Raw genomic sequence first — 19050 nt, forward strand, 5'->3', positions numbered from 1 at the left:
AAATGTTGCTTTTTTTGCTCAAGCGGATTTTATGGACGATCCCCACTTTATTTGGGGTGAGTGTCTTGGTTTTTTCCATGGTGCATTTAGTCCCGGGCGATCCGGCTTTGGTGATTTTAGGCGAACATGCCAATAAGGAAGCCCTAGAAGCCTTGAGGGAGCAAATGGGCTTAAACAAGCCCCTTTTAGAGCAGTATTTGAGCTACATAAACCACATTTTGCACGGAGATTTGGGCACTTCTTTAGTCTCAGGTGAGAGTGTGTTCGAGGCGTTTTTACAACGCTTCCCGGCAACTTTGGAGCTCTCTTTAAGCGCGCTTTTTATCGCCCTTATTGTGGGGCTAGCCACAGGCATTTTAGCCGCCATTAAACGCTATAGCCTCTTTGACAATCTTAGCATGGGCTTTGCTTTGGCCGGGGTGAGCATGCCCGTGTTTTGGCTAGGGCTAATGCTGATCTATTTTTTCAGCGTGAAACTGGGCTGGTTTCCCGTCTTTGGACGGCTCAACGATGCCTACTACTTAGACGGACCCACGGGATTTTATTTGATCGATAGTTTGATCGCCGGCAATTTGCCCGCCTTCTTTGACGCGCTGCGCCACTTGGTGTTGCCTAGCATCGCTCTAGCCACGATCCCCACTGCCATCATCGCGCGCATGACCCGCGCGAGCATGCTCGAAGTTTTGCAAGAGGACTATGTGCGCACTGCACAAGCCAAGGGCTGCCCCCCTTGGCGCGTGATCCTTATCCACACCCTAAGAAACGCCTTGATCCCAGTAACCACCGTGGTGGGGCTCATGCTCGCCGGGCTTTTGGCGGGCAGTATCCTCACGGAAACCACCTTTTCGTGGCCGGGCGTGGGGCGCTGGATGGTCAATGCCTTGAACCAAAGGGATTTTCCCATCATCCAATCCTCTAGCCTCATTGTGGCGGTGATCTTCGTGGGGGCGAATTTAGTTGTGGACATTCTCTACGCCTTCATCAATCCGCAGATCAGGCTGAGTTAATGGAGCGTTTCAAGGCCTTTTGGGAGAACTTTAAACAGAACAAAGCCGGTCTAGTCGGGCTGTTTTTGCTTGTGGTGTTGGTCTTTTGCGCCCTCTTTGCTCCCATGCTCGCCCCCTATGACCCCACTTTGCAAGACGCTAAAACACGGCTTGTGGTGCCTTTCTTTGTAGAGGGGGGCAGTAGGGCGCATTGGCTGGGCACGGACGATTTGGGGCGCGACATTCTCTCGCGCCTGCTCTATGGGGCGCGCATTTCCTTAACCATTGGCGTAGTCGCAGTGGGCATTGCCGTATTCTTTGGGGTCATCTTTGGGCTTGTGGCGGGCTACTTTGGCGGCTTGATCGACATGCTCACCATGCGTTTTATGGACCTCATGCTCTCCCTGCCCTCTATTCTACTCATCATCATCGTGGTGGCGATCTTGGGGCCCTCGCTCACCAATGCCATGCTGGCGATTGGGATCGTGGGCGTGCCCGGGTTTGCCCGCATTGTGCGCGCTAGCGTGTTGGCAGAAAAGCAAAAAGAATACACCCAAGCCTCCAAACTCAACGGCTCTTCGCATGGGCGTTTAATGTTTGTGGTGATCTTGCCTAATTGCACCGCCCCACTTGTGGTGCAAGCCACTATGGGCTTTGCCGGGGCGGTGTTGGAAGCGGCGGGTTTAAGCTTTTTGGGGCTAGGCGCCCAGCCACCCAGCCCCGAGTGGGGTGCGATGCTCATGGACGCTTTGCAATTCATCACCACTTCACCTTGGACTTTAGTCTTCCCGGGGTGCATGATTTTTCTAACCGTGATGGGCTTTAACCTTGTGGGCGATGCGATCATGGATGCGCTCGATCCCAAAAGGTCTTAGCGTGGCAAATCTCTTAGAAGTTACCGACTTACAGACCTACTTTTCCACCAAGAACGGGCTGATTAAAGCCGTGGATGGGGTGAGCTTTTCAGTCGCACCCGGGCAAAGTGTGTGTTTAGTGGGCGAGAGTGGGAGCGGTAAGAGCATGAGCGCATGGTCGATCATGGGGCTTGTTAAACCCCCGGGCAAGGTCGTGGGCGGACAGATTCTCTTTAAGGGGCAAAACCTTTTAGAATTTAGCCCCAAGCAAATGCAGGCCTTAAGGGGCAGCCAAATTGGCATGGTCTTTCAAGAGCCTATGACAAGTTTAAACCCCAGCTACACGATTGGCTACCAAGTCGCCGAGGTCTTTAAAATCCACCAGCCCACCCTAAGCGCGGCGCAAGTTAAAGAGAAGAGCATGCAGGCTTTGGGGCAGGTTGGGCTTGGGGCAGATAAATTCAACGCCTACCCCTTCAATTTGAGCGGAGGGCAACGCCAAAGGGTGGTGATCGCAATGGCAATGGCGTGTGCGCCGGATCTACTCATCGCCGATGAGCCCACCACAGCCCTAGATGTTACAATCCAAGCCCAAATCCTAGATTTAATGCAAGGCCTGCAACAAAGCAAGCAAATGGCCATGCTGTTCATCACGCATGATTTGGGCGTGGTCGCACAACTTGCCGATGTCGTGGTCGTGCTTTACAAGGGCGAGGTGGTGGAGAAAGCCAGCGCCAAAGACCTATTTAACGACCCACGCCACCCCTACACGAGGGCATTATTAGAGGCGATCCCAAAGCCCGGGCAAAGAAAAGTCCGCCTAGCTAGCGTGGATGAAAATGTCAATTACCTAGATTTCCCCAAAGAGATACGATGTTAAGAGCAGAAAATCTCAAAAAATCCTATGGTGCGCTGGAGGTGCTAAAAGGGATCAACTTCACGCTAGAGCCTAAAGAGATTTTGAGCTTAGTTGGTGAGAGCGGGTGTGGCAAGAGCACGGCGGCTAAAATTTGCGTGGGGATGCAGCCGGCCAGCGAGGGAGAGGTGTTCTTTGAGGGCAAGCCTTTAAGCAAGTTTGGGGCTAAAGAGTGGCACGCTTACCGCCAAAGCGTGCAAATGGTCTTTCAAGACCCCTACTCTAGCCTTAACCCCCGTTGGCGTATCCAAGACATCATCGCCGAACCCTTGCTCTTAAACACGAATTTAAGCAAGAGCCAAAGGCACAAGCGGGTGCTAGAAATCATGGCGCAAACGGGGTTAAAAGAGGAGTGGGCGACAAGGTATCCGCACCAATTCTCCGGAGGACAAAGGCAGAGAGTCGGCATTGCAAGGGCGTTAATCCTAAAGCCTAAAGTGCTCATTTGCGATGAGCCGGTATCTGCCCTAGATGTGTCTATCCAAGCGCAGATTTTAAACTTACTTCTAGACTTGCAAGCCCAGCTGGACTTAGGCTATCTTTTTATTAGCCACGATTTGGGCGTGGTGGAGCACATCAGCGATCGCATTTTGGTGATGGAGGGGGGTGTGATTGTGGAAGAGGGCAGCGTAGAGAGTGTGCTAGGCAACCCCAAACACCCCTATACTAAGAAGCTTTTAAACGCCGTCCCCCACCTAGACAAAATGTTACAACGATTCAAAGACTAAAAAGGGTTCTATTTCAATGTTTGTAGATTGCGTAGAGATTGTGGCGGCTTCGGGCAAGGGGGGGCCGGGCTGTGTGAGCTTTAGGCGCGAAAAGTTTGTCATGGAGGGCGGACCGGATGGGGGCGATGGGGGCGATGGGGGCGACATTGTCTTTAAAGTGGATAGCAACAGCGACACACTGAGTGCCTTTAGGGGCAAGAAGCACTACAAGGCGCAAAATGGCGCGCCCGGGGGGCCTAAAAATTGCAGCGGCAAAAAGGGGCAGGATTTGGTGATTTCTATCCCTCCCGGGACGCAAATTTTCAACGCCGATACGGGGGAGTTGCTCTGCGATTTAGTGGAGAGTGGGGCACAAATCACCCTGCTTAAAGGGGGCAAGGGGGGGCTTGGCAATGTGCGCTTTAAGAGCGCGTCCAAACAACGCCCCACCTACGCCCAAAAGGGCATGGCAGGGCAGAGCCTAAACCTGCGCCTAGAGCTCAAGCTCATCGCCCATGTGGGGCTAGTGGGCTTTCCAAATGCCGGTAAAAGTACGCTCATTAGTGTGCTCTCAAACGCCCGCCCTAAAATCGCCCCCTATGCTTTCACAACCCTAATCCCCAATTTGGGCGTGGTGCAGGCTGGGCAGTTTAAAGAGTTTGTGATGGCGGATATTCCCGGGATCATTTCCGGGGCAAGCGAGGGCAAAGGCTTGGGGCTAGACTTTTTGCGCCACTTGGAGCGCACGAAGTTTTTATTGTTTGTCCTCGACACCACTTACGATGTCCAAGAGCAATACACGCAACTCCGCCACGAATTGGCACACTTCTCTAGTGAGTTAGCGCAAAAAGATTTTGGCGTGGCGTTAAACAAAATGGATACAGGACAAGTTCCCGAATTTAGCGACCCAAAGGCTAAGTTTGTGCTGCCCATTTCAGCCGCCACGACTGAAAACACGGGGCAGTTATTGCAGCTTTTGACCCAAGCCCTGCATTTGGGCTAGTATATGCCTCTTTTTTTTGCTAAAGATTTTAAAGATACAGAGAACACGAGCCTAGCCATAGGCAAGTTTGACGGCGTGCATTTGGCGCACCAAAAATTATTGAGCTTGCTAGACGACAAGGGGGCGGTGCTGATTGTGGATTGGCAGAGGACTAAGGGGGTGCTGACTTCCTTAAAAGAGCGCATCGCCCTGCTTAAAGCCCATGCCAAGAGGGTGTATTTCTTGCCTTTAGAACAGGTTTGTACGCTCTTGCCCGGGGAGTTTGTTGCGCTCTTGTTAGCTAAATGCCCGCATTTACAAAAAATTGTTGTGGGCTATGATTTTCACTTTGGGCTTAATAAAATGGGAGACACGCAAACTTTGCAAAATCTCTTGCCCCCCCAAATTTGCCTAGAGATCATGCCCGCCTTTAAAATCAAGGGCATGGTCTTGCACGCCCGCCATATCCGCACCTGCCTTAAGAGGGGTGAGGTTGCGCTCGCTGCGCAGTTTCTCACCCGCCCCTTTAGCCTAGAGGGGGCGGTGATCTCAGGGCAACACTTAGGCAGCAACCAACTTTACCCCACACTCAACATGGCGATTCCCCCAAATGCCCTACTGCCCGCCTTTGGGGTGTATGCCGTGCAGGTGCAGCTGGAGGGCAGCTCTCAAATTTATGCGGGTGTGAGCTTTTTAGGCGAGAGGCTGAGCACAGATAGGCACTTAGCCCTAGAAACCCACCTCATCAACGCCCACCTACCCACCCCCCCCAAAGCCCTAAAGGTGTCCTTTATCCAAAAAATCAGGGATAATGTCTTTTTTGACAATCTGCCCGATTTGAAGGTACAAATCAGTAAGGACTTACAGCAAGCCAAAGCCCTCTTAAAGCCCGAGTAAGAGCAAGTTTGTTAGAATAGCCCCACTTTCCACTAAAGGCATTTTATGGACTTGAAAGACACCCCTACTTTAGAGAAAATGGCAACCACTTTGCGCTTTTTATGCGCCGACATGGTGCAAGAAGCCAATAGCGGACACCCCGGCGTGGCGATGGGTCTAGCCGACATCGCCGTTGTTTTAAGCCACCATTTGCACTTAAACCCCAAAAACCCTAAATGGCTGGAGCGCGACCGCCTGGTTTTTAGCGGAGGGCATGCGAGCGCACTTGTCTATGCGCTCCTGCACTTATGGGGCTTTAATGTGACTTTAGAGGATTTAAAGGCATTTAGGCAATTGCACTCTAAAACCCCAGGACACCCCGAGTATCAACACACGGAGGGCATAGAGGTTACCACAGGTCCACTAGGGCAGGGCTTTGCCAATGCCGTGGGGTTAGCCATGGCAAGCAAGTTAGCCCAAGGCACGCTAGGCGCGGCGTTTAGCCATAAAGTCTATTGCTTATGTGGGGACGGGGACTTGCAAGAGGGGGTGAGTTATGAGAGTGCGTCCTTAGCGGGGCATTTGGGGCTTGATAATCTCATTGTGCTTTATGATAGCAATGCCATCACCATTGAGGGGGACACAAACTTAGCTTTTAGCGAAAATGTGCGCCTGCGCTTTGAGGCTCAAGGGTGGGCGGTGCTTGAGTGTCAAGGGCATAACTTCTTAGACATTGACAACACCTTAAACACCGCTAAACAAAGCGACAAGCCGACTTTAATCATCGCCCACACCACCATAGGCAAGGGGGCGTTAGAGCTAGAGGGCAGCGCAAAGACACACGGCGCGCCCTTGGGGGCTGAGGTGTTAAAACGAGCCAAAGAGGCTTTAGGGTGGGCGCACCCCCCTTTTTATATCCCCGAAGAGGTGAAACTACACTTTAGCATGCAAAGGGGAGAGGGGGAAGAAAAGCTTTGGGCGCAAGACTTAAGTGCTGAAACAAAAGAAAAAATCGCCCATTTGCAAGCCAAGGACTTTAGCAAGGTGGCTTACCCCGTGTTTGAGCTGGGGCAAAAATGCGCCACAAGGGCGAGCAATGGGGCGATTTTAAACGCCATTAGCCAAGCGTATTTGGGTTTTGTAGGGGGCAGTGCCGACTTAGCCCCCTCTAACAACACCCGCTTAAAAGAGCAGGGGGATTTTTTAAAGGGGCAGTGTGGGCGCAACTTGCACTTTGGCATACGAGAGCATGCGATGGGGGCAATCTGTAATGGGATTTCTAATTATGGCTTGTTTGTGCCCTTTTGTGCGACCTTCTTTGTCTTTAGCGACTATTTAGCTCCCGCTTTGCGCCTAAGTGCGCTCATGCAAAACCAAGTCTATTACATTTTCACGCATGACAGCATCGGCGTGGGTGAAGACGGAGCGACCCACCAGCCCATAGAGCAGTTGAGCCATTTAAGGGCGATTCCTAACTTTGAGGTCTACCGCCCTATGGACGCGCATGAAAATGTGCTATGTTGGCAAGTGGCTTTAAAAAGGAACAAAAGTGCCGCCTTTATGCTCTCTAGGCAGGATTTAGAGGTGGCAAGCAGTGCGAACCTAGAGCAGGTGCAAAGGGGGGGGTATGTGCTACACAAAAGCGCAAGAGAACCACAGATAAGCCTACTTAGCAGTGGGAGCGAGGTGTTGCCTTGTTTAAAAGCCGCCGCCCTTTTGGAGGCTGAGAACATCGGGGTGCAAGTGGTCAGCGTGCCTTGCTTTGATCTCTTGTTGCGACAAGAGCAAGACTACTTAAACACGCTCTTAGTGGGAGAGGTTTTGGCCGTGGAGGCAAGCAGGGGGTTAGAGTGGTTTAAATTTGCTGATAGCGTGCTAGGCATGGAGAGTTTTGGCAAGTCGGGCAAGGGGGCGGATTTGTTTAAGCATTTTGGTTTTAGCCCTGAGAATATCGCCAGTAAGGCTAGGGCATTACTATGAAAGAGTCCTTGTATGTCTTTAGCCACCAAAGGGCGTGTAAGGCGTTTTTAGCCAAACAACCCGAGGGCTTTTTGCCCGCCACCCTGAGCGTGAAGGACTTTTACGCCCAAGCAAGCTATGTCCCAAACCTCGTCAAAATCCCCAAAAGTGTGCGCCAGCTGCTCTTGGCCAATGCCATTGAAAAGGTGTTAAAAGAACTGCCCGAAAAGGACAAATCCTTATTAGTCTTTGAAACAAGCTTTTTAGGCTACTTAGAGAGCAGTAACTTTGTGGGGCACTTTTTTAATGAGCTTGCCAAATTTGATTTGGACATTTTTTCTATCCAAGAGCGCGATATTTATGGCGACTACACCCACCATTTGGAGGTGCTAGAGCGCATTTACACCCACTACACCACACAGCTAAAAGAGCTTGGCTTTTACGATCCCATTTTGCGTTTAAAGCCAGAGATTCTCCCCGAGGTTTTACAAAAATTCTCGCATATTGAGTTTTATTTGGGCGGTTCTTTAAACCTCTATGAGCAAGAACTGCTTTTTGCAATGGGCGCAATTGTGCCTATTTTCTTGCATTTAAGCGTAGATCGTTACAACAGAAGGTTTTTAGACTTTCTGCACTTGGAGCTAAAAGAGGACTTTTACTATAAAATTGACCTACAAGCCCTACTAAAGGGCGAGAACCCCATATTGCAAAGCACCCCTAAACCCCCCACCAAAAACATAACCATCCACCACTGCAACACCCGCTTAGAGCAAGTGGGGCTTGCCCTAGCTAAGGTGCAAGAGTGGCTAGAAGCAGGGCTTGAGAGCACGAAGTTAGCCATCATCACCCCCGATTCAAGCCTAACCGCTCATTTGCACCTACTGGACACTAAGCGCAATTTAAACTTCGCTCACGGGCAAAATGCCAAATGGGTGTATCAAGATTACTTTGAAGCCCTCAAAAATTTAAAACCCACTGCGAGCACCCCTCCCCTAGAGGACTTAAACACGCAGTGTTTGGCTCTCTTAGAGCAATTAAATGCCCTGAAGTCTTTACAAGACTTCCACCAAGAGTTTTACAGCGCACACGCCAAGGTGCAAGAGGTGTTGGATTATGGCTTTATGGATTGGTTGGAGCTTTATACCCGTGCGCTCAAAGAAGAGCGGGTGGACGACACCACGGGGGGCAAAGTCAAGGTGTTGGATGTTTTGGAGTGTCGGGGGCTAGAGTTTGATAAGGTGGTGATCTTGGATTTTACCGACCAATTCGTGCCAAACTTAAACGACTACGACCTTTTTCTAAATAGCAAAATCCGCACGCATTTAAACATGCCCACCTTAAAAGACAAACAGAACCTACAAAAGCACTACTACTATCAAATCCTGCAAAACAGCCAAGAGGTGGATATTGCCTACCACAGCGCCAACGATACCACCTATTCTAAAATGCTCTTAGAACTTGGGCTGGAGGGGTGCATTATGGAAAATGCTTTTACGCTCTTCCCCCCTGAAAACAAGCACGACTACATTGAAGACAGCTGCATCGCCCCTATCCCTAAAGATTTTGCCTTCGGTGCCACGAATTTAAACGACTTTTTAACCTGCCCTCGGCGTTTTTATTTAAAATACCTGCAAGGGCTCAAAGCCCCCGAGAATAACAACGTACAAATGGGCTCATTCTTGCACGCCCTTTTAAGGGCGCACTACACCCACAGCCCCAAAACCCCCATCAGTGCTAGGATTTTACTAGAGCTCGCCCCCACTACCCCAAAATGGCAAGAGATGAGCACCTTAGAAAAACTAAGCTTTGAAGTGGCGGTGGATAAAATGGAAAAATTTTTTGCCAAGGAGAGCGAAAGACTGGAAAAGGGGCGGGTAATGGCGTGTGAAAAGCCCTTTGTTTTTTCTTTTGAGGGCTTTAGCTTGAGAGGGCAGATTGATCGCATAGATGCGTTAGACGATGGCTCTTATGCGCTCATTGATTACAAATACAAGTCTTCTAAGGATTTAAAAACCGACAACCTAGAGAGCGTGTCAGAGAGCCAAGATTTCCAATTAAGCCTATACGCCCTAGCCCTCGAGCAAGAGCTGAGCGCACCCTTGCAAGCGGGCTTTTACAGCCTAAAAGACGGAGAGCTAAAATACGAGAGCCAAGAGGTGTTGCACGCCAAACAAGAGCGCTTAAAAGAGATTTTAAACACCTTGAAACAGCCCTTTGACTTTGTGAAAAACCCTAGCAAGAAAAATTGCCAGTATTGCGCCTACCAGGACATTTGTGGGGTGGAGTATCAAGAAAGGAAGGGCTATTAAACTCGGGTTTTTCGCCTTTTTAATCGGGCTTTTTCTTGCCACCTGCTTAGGAGAGAGTGGAAACTTGGGGGCTTTGGGTGTGGGGATCGCCTCTTGGCATTTAAATTACCTTGGACCAATTGCCTACCTTGACCCGATTTATTTGTTCTTTGTGTGGCGCTGGGCAAGCTTGAAGAGTTTAAAGGGACTGGAGGCGATTTTGGCAAGCCTCATTGGGTTTTTGGGCTTGCTGGTGGGGCAAGCTCTGCTCTTTAAACAAGGGCTTGTGGGCGCAATCCTACTTAGTTTAATCGCTAAACCCATTGGCGCGCTCGGGGCGTGGTTTGTGGTGCTAGCGGCTCTGCTTTATGCCTTTGGTGTGCTTTTTCCTAAGAGTTTTGCCAAGTGCAAAGACAAGTTGCCTAGCCTAGTGCGCCTAGGTCTTGAAAAGAGCAAAGAGGGGGGCGAAGCTCTGTTAAAACTCCTACAAGGGTTTAAAAGCCCCCCTAGAAAGGCGCATTTTAGGGATCAAACGCTCTTCACGCCTAAAGCCCCACATACACCTTTTGAGCCTAAAGACTTTGAGAGTGCCCGTCCTAAAAGTTTTAAAATCAAGGTGAGTCACTACCAAGAAACCCAAGAGGCATTCGATCACGGCGTGCGCCTTGTGCAAAAATCCCAAGACCCCCAAGCAGAGAGCCAAGCAGCCCCCCAAGAAGCCCAAGAAGAGTTAGATCATGGCGTGCGTCTTGTGCCAAAAGAGCCCCAAGAAAACCAAGAGAGCCAAGAGCCCAAAAACCCCCCACCTGCTCCAAATTTTCATTTAGATTTGTCCGCCCATAAGGATTTATTAGAACAACGCCACGCCTTGCAAAAGCCTAAACAAAATGCGTTGCCTAGCCTAGATCTTTTAACCTCGCCCGCACCCCAAGCCGCCCAAACCGACAACTTGCAAGAGAAAATCCACAACCTCTTAAACAAGCTCAAAATGTTTAAAATTGAGGGCAAAGTCGTCAATACCTGTATAGGCCCGATGGTTACGACTTTTGAGTTTCGCCCCGCCGGGCATGTCAAGGTGAGTAAGGTTTTAAGCCTTGCTGACGACTTGGCGATGGTGCTGTGCGCGCAGTCGATCCGCATACAAGCCCCCATAAAGGGTAAGGATGTGATGGGGATTGAAATTGCCAATGACAATCTAGCCCCCATTGCCCTAAGAGAAATCCTAGAGAGCCAAGCCTTTTTACAAAGTGCAGGTTTAAGCCTAGCTCTTGGCAAAAGCACTACGGGCGCGCCCTATGTCCTAGATTTAAAAGCCATGCCCCACTTGCTCATAGCGGGCAGCACGGGTAGCGGCAAAAGCGTGGCGATGCACGCCTTGATTTTATCCCTGCTTTACAAGCACAGCCCCCAAGATTTGCAATTTATAATGATTGACCCTAAAAGAGTGGAATTTAGCCTATACGCACACCTGCCCCATTTAAAAACCTCTATCATTACAGACCCTAGCGAGGCGCAGAGCACCCTAGATGATTTGGTGCGCGAAATGGAGCAACGCTACGACTTACTGAGTGCTAAAAGGGCCAAAAACATAGACAGTTACAACCAAAAATCCCCCCAAAAACTGCCTTTCATTGTGGTGTTGATCGATGAGCTCGCGGATTTAATGCTTGCAGGAGGCAAGGACATAGAAACTCCCATAATCCGTCTCGCCCAAATGGGGCGGGCAAGCGGGCTGCACCTAGTCATTGCCACACAGCGCCCCAGCGTGGATATTTTAACGGGGCTCATTAAAGCAAACCTGCCCTGCAAAATCAGCTTTAAAGTCGCCTCTAAGGTGGATGCAAGGGTGGTGTTAGACACTGAAGGGGCACAAAATCTCTTAGGCAGGGGGGATATGCTCTTGATCGCGCCGGGCAGTAGCGCGCCCATAAGGCTACACGGGGCGTTTGTGGGTGAGGAGGAAATAGAAAGAGTTGTGGATTTTATAGAAAGGCAAGGACATGCAAAATCTGTATGAAAACACCCAAGAATTAGACAATCGGGCGTGTGCGCTCTATGGGCTGGAGTCTAGCCTACTCATGGAGAATGCCGCTACTAGCCTGTACCACGAAGTGGTGCAAAGGGCAAAGGGCTTAAAAAAAATCTTAATTGTGTGTGGAGGGGGGGATAATGGGGGGGATGGCTACGCTTTGGCGCGGCATTTAAGCGATTATGAGGTGCAAATTTTAAGCGTCAAAGAGCCTAAAAGCGCGCTGTGCCAAATCCAATACCAGCGCGCTCTAGCTAGCCATATAGAGGTCTTGCCTCACTTAGAGTTGTGCCAATCACCTGAAATTGTCATAGATTGTTTATTTGGCTCAGGGTTTAAGGGGGCTTTGAGCCAAGAATTGCAAGACTTGATACACGCCCTAAACGCCCTAGATGCCTTAAAAATTGCTTGTGATGTGCCTAGCGGGCTAGATTCTCAAGGCTTTATAGAAAACATAGCCTTTAGGGCAGATGTGTGCGTGGCAATGGGGGCTTTAAAAAGTGGGCTCTTTAGCGACTATGCAAAGGACTTTGTGGGCGAAGTGGTGGTGGGGGATTTAGGCGTGGGACGGGGCTTGTATGAAGCTGAGAGCCCCCTTTTCTTGTTAGAAAAAAGCGATTTGGTCTTGCCCCTGCGTTTTAAGCAAAATACCCACAAGGGCTACTTTGGGCATGTGGGCGTGGTGGTGGGGGCACACTGCGGGGCGGGGTTTTTGAGCGCAAAAAGCGCGCTGGCCTTTGGCGCGGGGCTTGTGAGCGTGCTAGGCGCGCCTGAGCTGCAACACACAAAGCCCCACGAAATCATGTATGCTCCCACAATCCCCAAACAAATAAGCGCCTTTGCGCTGGGCATGGGGCTAGAGGGTTTGCCTGAAAACTTAGAGCAAATGCTTGAGCTTGCCCCTTGTGTGCTCGATGCCGGAGTGTTTTACGAAAGGGGGCTGCTTGGGGTGTTAGACAAGCCTTACCAAATGGTGTTAACCCCACACCCTAAAGAGTTTTTAAGCCTGCTAAATATGCTCGGCTATGAGGTGGAGTTGCCCGAGTTGTTGCGCTTTAAGCTCAAATGGGCGCATGAATTTAGCCAAGCCTACCCGCATGTCGTGCTGCTCTTAAAGGGCGCAAACCCCATCATCGCCTACAGTGGACAAATGTATATCAACCCTTTAGGATCTAGCGCATTAGCCAAAGCAGGGAGCGGAGATGTGCTAAGTGGCATGGTTGCTGCCCTTTTGGCACAAGGCTACAGCCCATTAGATGCTACAATTAATGCGAGCCTCGCCCACGCCATCGCCGGTAGTCTAAAGCCCACAAGTTACGCCCTAACCCCCCAAAAACTCATAGACAACCTAGCCACGCTCTAGGAGAATAAAAAACTCTGTGTTGCCCTCCTTGCCTTTTAAGGCAGACTCACATATACATAGCACCTTTAAGCCCATATTTTGTGCCAAAGTTAAAAACGCCTCTAGGCTTTGGCTAATAGCTTCTTTGTCTAGCACCACGCCCTTTTTATTGCGCCTCACCCCCAAACCCACTTCAAACTGCGGTTTAAAAAGTAAGAGAAGTTGTGGGCTTAAGGGGGCTAGGGTGGCTAAGAGCAGGCGCAAAGAGATAAAACTCACATCACACACCAACAAGTCGTAAATACAGCTTGCTTGAAATGCCCGAATGTCGCAAGACTCGTGCAACTCAATTTTTGGGTTTGCCCTTAATTCTTTGGCTAATTGTCCCTGCCCCACATCCACGCACACTACACGCCTAGCCCCCTTTTCTAACAAGACTTGGGCAAACCCTCCCGTGCTTGAGCCCACATCCAAAACGACTTTATCTTGGCACTCTAGGGGGTGTTGCTCTAAAAAGCCCCACAACTTCGCACCCGCCCGCCCCACAAAGCGTTTAGGCTGTGGGGGTAGAGTTTGCAATTCTTGGGCTAATTCTTGTGTAACTTGCAAACTCGGCTTTAGCCCCAGTCCAAATTGCCCCTTTAAAATCAAGCTCTTGGCATGCTCTCTACTGGTAGCAACTCCTTGTTGCACTAGGAATTGATCCAAGCGCATACTAGCCTCTTATGAGCATGTGCAAATACTCGGTAGTGCGCGCTTTGGCTTGGGGGCGTTTGGAGTCGGCTTTAAAACGGCTGTGATCTTGGCTTTTGAGGTGGTATGTGCCATATTGGCTAAAAAGGGACTTGATTTCCTCTAAACTAAGCAAGCCCTCATCGTTGTAGCTTAAGAACACAAAGCGCGCGCTGCTGTGTTGCAGCACATGCTCTAAACTTTGATAAGCCAAGGACTTTTTACACCAAGCCGACTTGTTGTAAGCCCTAAGTCCCGTCTTGCCCTTGGGGGTGAAGTCGTCATAAAGGGCAATGCTGTTTAAGATATGGTAGTTTGCCCCGTATTCGCGTTGGTTGTAGGGGGGGTCTAGATATAAAATATCGGTTTGCAAATGGGAGATCAGCTCTTTAGCGTCTGTGTGGTAGGCATGGTGTAGGTTGGGGCTTAAGATCAGGGGGGCAGCAGTTAGGATCAGCTCTTGTTGTGCGCTCTTTTTGAGCTTCTTTAAAAACGCCCCATAGACGCAGGCGGTGTTGGCGATTTTATCCGCCGCCTCTAAAAGCGAAGTGAGCAAGAAATAATGCTCGGCTAGGCTAGTCGCCCCTGTGGCATGCCACTCTTGGATTTTGGAGCGCATGGCATCGATTTTTAAGGCATTCTTGTCGCTAAAATACTGCCTACCTTCCCCGCCCCCTAAAGCGTAGTGTTGGTAGATTTTGCCCTCTAGGGGGGGCAAGTGGTTGAGCTCATTTATGAGCATTTGCGCCCGTTTTAGGGGTTTAGTGTTTTCTATGTAGTGCTTGGCGAGCACAAAGCTATAAAACTCTTTGTCGTTGCTGATGACTTGTTTGGCGTGGTTTTTAAAGAGCCGCCCCACCGCTGCCGTGCCTGAGAACAAATCCGTAAAAACGCAATCCTTTAAATCCATGCCCTGAGATTTTAAGCTGTGTTTAACACTCTTGAATAAAAACCCTAATAACCTTTGCTTAGAACCTATGTAATTCATGCTAAGAGAATAGCATAACTAGGGGTTTTTCGGGGTTTTTAACACCCTTGCAAAGTGCAAACAGCATTGCGCCACAATGAAGGGGGGCAGAGTGTAGCTCACATGCAAAATGGTGTCGATCTTAATGGGCTCAAAAAGCACCACAACTCCCCAAATGAGCGCGCTCACACACGCCACGCACATAAGAACCATCGCCAAAACCTCAAGCCCCTTTGCGAGTTTTTCTTTTCTCTCTTGCGCCATGGGGGGCTATTGTAGTGCAAAATTTTAAACAGCTTAAGGTGTGGGATAACCTTGTGGTGCCTTGTTATTGGGTGGTCCTTACATCCACATGGACTAACCGAACTCTTAATTTGCACCTATTCAATGTGCTAAGTGATTTCTAAGTCTGTATAGCTTGCCTATAAACTAGGGATTAAGTTGCACGAACACCACAGCGGCGGCAAACCCACCATCGTGGGTGATGCTGACATGCAAGCTTTTGACATTAAATTCGGCTTGTTTAGCAGAGCTAAGGTTGAGCAAGGGTGCACCTAAGGAGCTTTTAGAAAGTTGTATGTCCAAGAAACTTAACCTTGCGCCTATGCCAACGCCCAAAGCCTTAGAGCAAGCCTCTTTACACGCCCAAGCTCCAGCAAGGCTAGCTGGCTTAGCAAAAAGTCTTTGTTCTTGGGAAGTTAAAAAGCGGTTTAAAAAGTGCTCTTTATAGCGACGGACATTGCGCTCTATACGCTCAATAGCAACAATGTCTAAGCCTATCATTGGATCACAAAGTCGGTAAAGAAAATATTTTTCACATAGCCATCAATTAAAAAGCTATTGACATTGTTGCGGATCTCTTCCTTGAGTTTATTTTTGCCCTTTAGGGTGCTGATCTCTTCAATGGACTTAGACGAAAGGATTTCAATGATGGTGTCTTTAATCGCCGTTTCTTTAACTTTAACCTCTTGGAGTAATTTGGGATCGCTAAGTTCCAAGGTGATGCTTGTCTTCAAATAGCGGCGGCCACTTTGGGTGATTAAGTTCACCACAAAGGGCGCATCTAGGGGGTAGAGTGGCCCCAAAGAGAGATAATCTGAAGAGTGCACCATTAAATCCGATTGCCCCCCATTCTCGTTTAATTTGGAGCTCTCCCTAATTTGGCGCATTTTATCGCCTACCACGCCTCCCTTAGCCCCGTCTTTATTGCCATTCTTATTCAGCAATAAAATAGCGATCACCCCGATCAAAGCGATCATTATCACAACTATGCCTATAATTACAAACAAAAGGGCCTTACTCTTTTTGGGTTGCTCTTTGGCTTCGTCTGCCATGCTCTATTCCTTTGTATAAAGATAATAACTTAAAGTTGTTCTGCCAAATTTCCTAGCTTTGATTATACTAAAGCTTGGTGTATTTCTAGGCATGTGCGCCCCACTCAAATGCTCGAACACCAACAAAAGCCCATGTTGCAAAAACCGCTCCAAACCCTTTAAACGCGCCACCAACGCCCAGCATTTCTCATAAATGCCCTCCATAAAAGGCGGATCTAAATACAGCACCACTAAACCCCTTGGCTCTAAACCCTCTAAATACCCCACTAGGGCACTAAACACATCCGCGTGGATCGTCCTTAAGCGCACCATTGGCACGCGCGCTTTTAAAATTTGGGCGTTTGTTTGCAGCACCCCAAAGGCTTCTTTGTCTTTTTCAAACACCAAAGCTTCAAATGCCCCACGGCTCAACGCCTCCAAACCCATAGACCCACTGCCCCCAAAGCCTTCTATGAAAGTGCTTTGCAAAATCGAACCTTGCAGCACATTAAAAAAGGACTCCTTAATGATCGCCTTGGTGGGGCGGGTGGTGGCTTTGGCGGGCATTTGTAAAGCTAGCCCCTTGCACGCCCCACCCAAAATCTTTAAACTAAGGGACATCAGCGTTTATAATCCTGCAACAAGTCCAAGAGTTTATAGGTGTATTCTTGCAATAAAGATTGCACCTTGTGTTCTAAACTTTCGCTTTGGGCTTTATTGGCGTGAAACTCTTGTAATTTTTGGAGCAACTCCGCCTTAGTGAAGGGGGTTAAAATGTATGCGCTCGAGTCCGAGCCGATGAGGCAAGTTGCCTTGTAGGGGTTTTTAATGGGATGGTCGCTTAGGATAAAGTCGCAATTTTCTTCAGTGGCTAAGAACTCTTGCAGGTAGCTTTCCAAAACTTGCCCGAGCAATAAAGAGCGACAACTGACAAAAATCTTCACTTTAAGAACTCCGTTTTTAGCACAATAGGGTATTATTGCATATCCTAAGTTTAAGAACGCTTTTTAAGGGAGTTTATGCAAGAGCATATCCGTAATTTTTCCATCATCGCCCACATCGACCATGGCAAAAGCACACTCGCCGACTGCTTGATCCAAGCCTGTAAGGCACTAAGTACGCGCGAAATGACAAGCCAAGTCCTAGACACAATGGATATTGAGAAAGAAAGGGGGATCACCATTAAGGCGCAATCCGTGCGCTTAAACTACCGCTACCAAGGGCAAGAGTATATTTTAAATCTCATAGACACCCCCGGGCATGTGGATTTTAGCTATGAAGTGTCGCGCTCTTTGGCGGCGTGCGAGGGGGCGTTGTTGGTGGTGGATGCCACGCAGGGCGTGCAAGCACAAACGATCGCCAATGTTTATATCGCCCTAGACAACCAACTAGAAATTTTGCCCGTCTTAAATAAAATAGACCTGCCTAACGCTGAGGTAGAGGCGGTGAAAGAAGACATTGAAGACACCATCGGGCTAGATTGCGCTGAGGCAAATTGCGTAAGCGCAAAGGCACAAATAGGCATCAACGAACTCTTAGAGGCGATCATCACCAAAATCCCCCCCCCAACAGGCGACAAACAAGCCCCCACAAAGGCACTGATTTACGACTCGTGGTTTGACAACTATTTGGGGGCTTTGGCGTTGGTGCGTTTAAAAGAGGGGCGCTTGTGTATCAATCAAGAGGTTTTAGTCATGGGCAGTGCAAAAACCCACCAAGTGCTAGGGCTTTACTACCCAAACCCCCTACACAAAATCCCCACAAACTCCATTGAATGCGGAGAAATCGGCATCATCTCTTTGGGCTCTAAAAACCTTACCGACATCGCTGTGGGCGACACTATCACAGACGCAAAAGCCCCTACGACCACGCCCATAGAGGGCTTTAAACCCGCTAAACCCTTTGTCTTTGCCGGGCTTTACCCCATTGAAAGCGACCAATTTGAAGAGCTAAGAGAAGCCCTGCTAAAACTCCAACTCAATGACTCGTCTTTGCAATTTGAGCCAGAAAGCAGCGTGGCTTTGGGCTTTGGTTTTCGGGTGGGCTTTTTGGGCTTGTTGCATATGGAGGTCATTAAAGAACGCTTAGAAAGGGAGTTTAATTTAAACCTCATTGCCACCGCGCCCACGGTGGTGTATGAAGTGCATTTGACAGATGGGCAGGTGATCGCCGTGCAAAACCCTAGCCAGCTGCCGCCTGAGAGCACGATAGAGAACATTGACGAGCCCTATGTGCGCGCGAGCATCATCTCCCCTAGCGAATATCTAGGCAATTTACTAAGCTTACTTAACAACAGACGGGGGGTGCAAGATAAAATGGAATATCTAAACCAAAACCGCGTTTTGCTCACCTACGATTTGCCGAGCAATGAAATTGTCATGGACTTTTACGACAAACTCAAATCCTGCACGAAGGGCTATGCCAGCTTTGACTACGAGCCTATCGGCTACAAAGAGGGGCAGTTGGTTAAGCTAGATATACGGGTGGCTAATGAAGTTGTGGATGCGCTCTCTATCATTGTAGATCGCTCTAAAGCCTATGAAAAGGGTAAGGCTTTGGTCGAAACCATGAAAACCTTGATCCCACGCCAACTTTTTGAGGTGGCGATCCAAGCGAGCATCGGCAATAAAATCATCGCCAGAGAGACGGTCAAATCGGTGGGAAAAAATGTTACGGCGAAATGTTATGGGGGCGACATCACTAGAAAACGCAAACTCTTAGAAAAGCAAAAAGAGGGGAAAAAACGCATGAAGGCGATCGGCAAGGTCCACCTACCCCAAGAGGCGTTTTTAGCGATCCTCAAGGTGGATTAGTAGCCACAACGCCTAAACCAGCAGCTAGCTAGCACCCACAACAGACCCCAAGCTGTTAAGCCGCTTGTGATCCTTGTTGCGCTAAACCAGATAACCCCAGCTGCATTACAGCACCAACAGCCCTAAATTCCGCTCAAAAAACCCAACTTATACCTTAAATCGGGTGAGGATTGTGCACCCAACCAAGTCTAACGGGTGCCCTCTCTCATTTCCAAACTCACCGCTATATCAAGACTCTTTCCACCAAAGCCCACATCGGAACCACAAGTCAAGCCTTGAGTGAGCA

18 protein-coding genes are annotated in these 19050 nt (G+C 49.2%); 11 read left to right on the forward strand and 7 right to left on the reverse strand.

Annotated features, from left to right (window positions below; genetic code table 11):
* Positions 1 to 2 precede the first annotated feature (2 nt).
* The 10 genes from QSJ47_RS00130 to QSJ47_RS00175 are packed head-to-tail and all read left to right on the forward strand — an operon-like array spanning position 3 to position 12960.
* A complete protein-coding gene (locus QSJ47_RS00130; protein WP_285602068.1) occupies positions 3 to 1007 on the forward strand; it encodes an ABC transporter permease in 1005 nt (334 codons plus the stop codon).
* Positions 1007 to 1861 carry an ABC transporter permease gene (locus QSJ47_RS00135; protein ID WP_285602069.1) on the forward strand — a complete coding sequence of 285 codons (855 nt, stop codon included), beginning with the start codon at positions 1007 to 1009 and terminating at the stop codon, positions 1859 to 1861. The genes QSJ47_RS00130 and QSJ47_RS00135 overlap by 1 nt, the downstream gene beginning before the upstream one ends.
* Position 1862: 1 nt before the next feature.
* Complete coding sequence (locus tag QSJ47_RS00140) at positions 1863 to 2720, forward strand: ABC transporter ATP-binding protein (RefSeq protein ID WP_285602070.1); 858 nt, start codon at positions 1863 to 1865, stop codon at positions 2718 to 2720.
* Positions 2714 to 3484, forward strand: a complete 771-nt coding sequence (locus QSJ47_RS00145; RefSeq protein WP_285602071.1) for an ABC transporter ATP-binding protein — start codon at positions 2714 to 2716, stop codon at positions 3482 to 3484. The genes QSJ47_RS00140 and QSJ47_RS00145 overlap by 7 nt, the downstream gene beginning before the upstream one ends.
* Before the next feature lie 16 nt (positions 3485 to 3500).
* Positions 3501 to 4466 (forward strand): GTPase ObgE, encoded by a 966-nt coding sequence (gene obgE, locus QSJ47_RS00150; protein ID WP_285602072.1) that lies wholly within the window; start codon positions 3501 to 3503, stop codon positions 4464 to 4466.
* 3 nt (positions 4467 to 4469) lie between these two features.
* Positions 4470 to 5342 (forward strand): bifunctional riboflavin kinase/FAD synthetase, encoded by an 873-nt coding sequence (locus QSJ47_RS00155; RefSeq protein WP_221271621.1) that lies wholly within the window; start codon positions 4470 to 4472, stop codon positions 5340 to 5342.
* 45 nt (positions 5343 to 5387) lie between these two features.
* Positions 5388 to 7301 carry a transketolase gene (gene tkt / locus QSJ47_RS00160; RefSeq protein ID WP_285602073.1) on the forward strand — a complete coding sequence of 638 codons (1914 nt, stop codon included), beginning with the start codon at positions 5388 to 5390 and terminating at the stop codon, positions 7299 to 7301.
* Positions 7298 to 9589: a PD-(D/E)XK nuclease family protein gene (locus QSJ47_RS00165; RefSeq protein WP_285602074.1), complete on the forward strand. Its 2292-nt coding sequence runs from the start codon at positions 7298 to 7300 to the stop codon at positions 9587 to 9589. The genes tkt and QSJ47_RS00165 overlap by 4 nt, the downstream gene beginning before the upstream one ends.
* On the forward strand, positions 9555 to 11585 hold the full coding sequence (locus QSJ47_RS00170; RefSeq protein WP_285602075.1) for a DNA translocase FtsK: 2031 nt from the start codon (positions 9555 to 9557) through the stop codon (positions 11583 to 11585). The genes QSJ47_RS00165 and QSJ47_RS00170 overlap by 35 nt, the downstream gene beginning before the upstream one ends.
* Positions 11569 to 12960 (forward strand): NAD(P)H-hydrate dehydratase, encoded by a 1392-nt coding sequence (locus QSJ47_RS00175; RefSeq protein ID WP_221271627.1) that lies wholly within the window; start codon positions 11569 to 11571, stop codon positions 12958 to 12960. The genes QSJ47_RS00170 and QSJ47_RS00175 overlap by 17 nt, the downstream gene beginning before the upstream one ends.
* On the opposite strand, the gene QSJ47_RS00180 is transcribed toward QSJ47_RS00175, so the two are convergent.
* The 7 genes from QSJ47_RS00180 to QSJ47_RS00210 form a co-directional block, all read right to left on the reverse strand.
* Positions 12946 to 13653, reverse strand: a complete 708-nt coding sequence (locus QSJ47_RS00180) for a TlyA family RNA methyltransferase (RefSeq protein ID WP_285602076.1) — start codon at positions 13651 to 13653, stop codon at positions 12946 to 12948. The genes QSJ47_RS00175 and QSJ47_RS00180 overlap by 15 nt on opposite strands.
* A gap of 1 nt (position 13654) precedes the next feature.
* Entirely contained in the window at positions 13655 to 14659 is a 1005-nt protein-coding gene (locus QSJ47_RS00185) for a DNA adenine methylase (protein ID WP_285602077.1), read from the reverse strand.
* Between the two features lie 18 nt (positions 14660 to 14677).
* On the reverse strand, positions 14678 to 14902 hold the full coding sequence (locus QSJ47_RS00190) for a hypothetical protein (protein WP_221271632.1): 225 nt from the start codon (positions 14900 to 14902) through the stop codon (positions 14678 to 14680).
* 165 nt (positions 14903 to 15067) lie between these two features.
* On the reverse strand, positions 15068 to 15421 hold the full coding sequence (gene acpS, locus QSJ47_RS00195) for a holo-ACP synthase (RefSeq protein ID WP_221271633.1): 354 nt from the start codon (positions 15419 to 15421) through the stop codon (positions 15068 to 15070).
* Positions 15418 to 15972 carry a flagellar basal body-associated protein FliL gene (gene fliL / locus QSJ47_RS00200; protein ID WP_285602078.1) on the reverse strand — a complete coding sequence of 185 codons (555 nt, stop codon included), beginning with the start codon at positions 15970 to 15972 and terminating at the stop codon, positions 15418 to 15420. The genes acpS and fliL overlap by 4 nt, the downstream gene beginning before the upstream one ends.
* A 3-nt stretch (positions 15973 to 15975) precedes the next feature.
* Complete coding sequence (gene rsmD, locus QSJ47_RS00205) at positions 15976 to 16572, reverse strand: 16S rRNA (guanine(966)-N(2))-methyltransferase RsmD (RefSeq protein ID WP_221271638.1); 597 nt, start codon at positions 16570 to 16572, stop codon at positions 15976 to 15978.
* Positions 16572 to 16895 carry a hypothetical protein gene (locus tag QSJ47_RS00210; protein ID WP_053830031.1) on the reverse strand — a complete coding sequence of 108 codons (324 nt, stop codon included), beginning with the start codon at positions 16893 to 16895 and terminating at the stop codon, positions 16572 to 16574. The genes rsmD and QSJ47_RS00210 overlap by 1 nt, the downstream gene beginning before the upstream one ends.
* Before the next feature lie 75 nt (positions 16896 to 16970).
* On the opposite strand from QSJ47_RS00210, the gene lepA reads away from it, so the two are divergent.
* Entirely contained in the window at positions 16971 to 18764 is a 1794-nt protein-coding gene (gene lepA / locus QSJ47_RS00215) for a translation elongation factor 4 (protein WP_285602080.1), read from the forward strand.
* Positions 18765 to 19050 lie beyond the last annotated feature (286 nt).

Origin of the sequence: Helicobacter sp. NHP22-001 (genome assembly GCF_030270165.1) — a bacterium.
Taxonomy (GTDB): domain Bacteria; phylum Campylobacterota; class Campylobacteria; order Campylobacterales; family Helicobacteraceae; genus Helicobacter; species Helicobacter gastrofelis.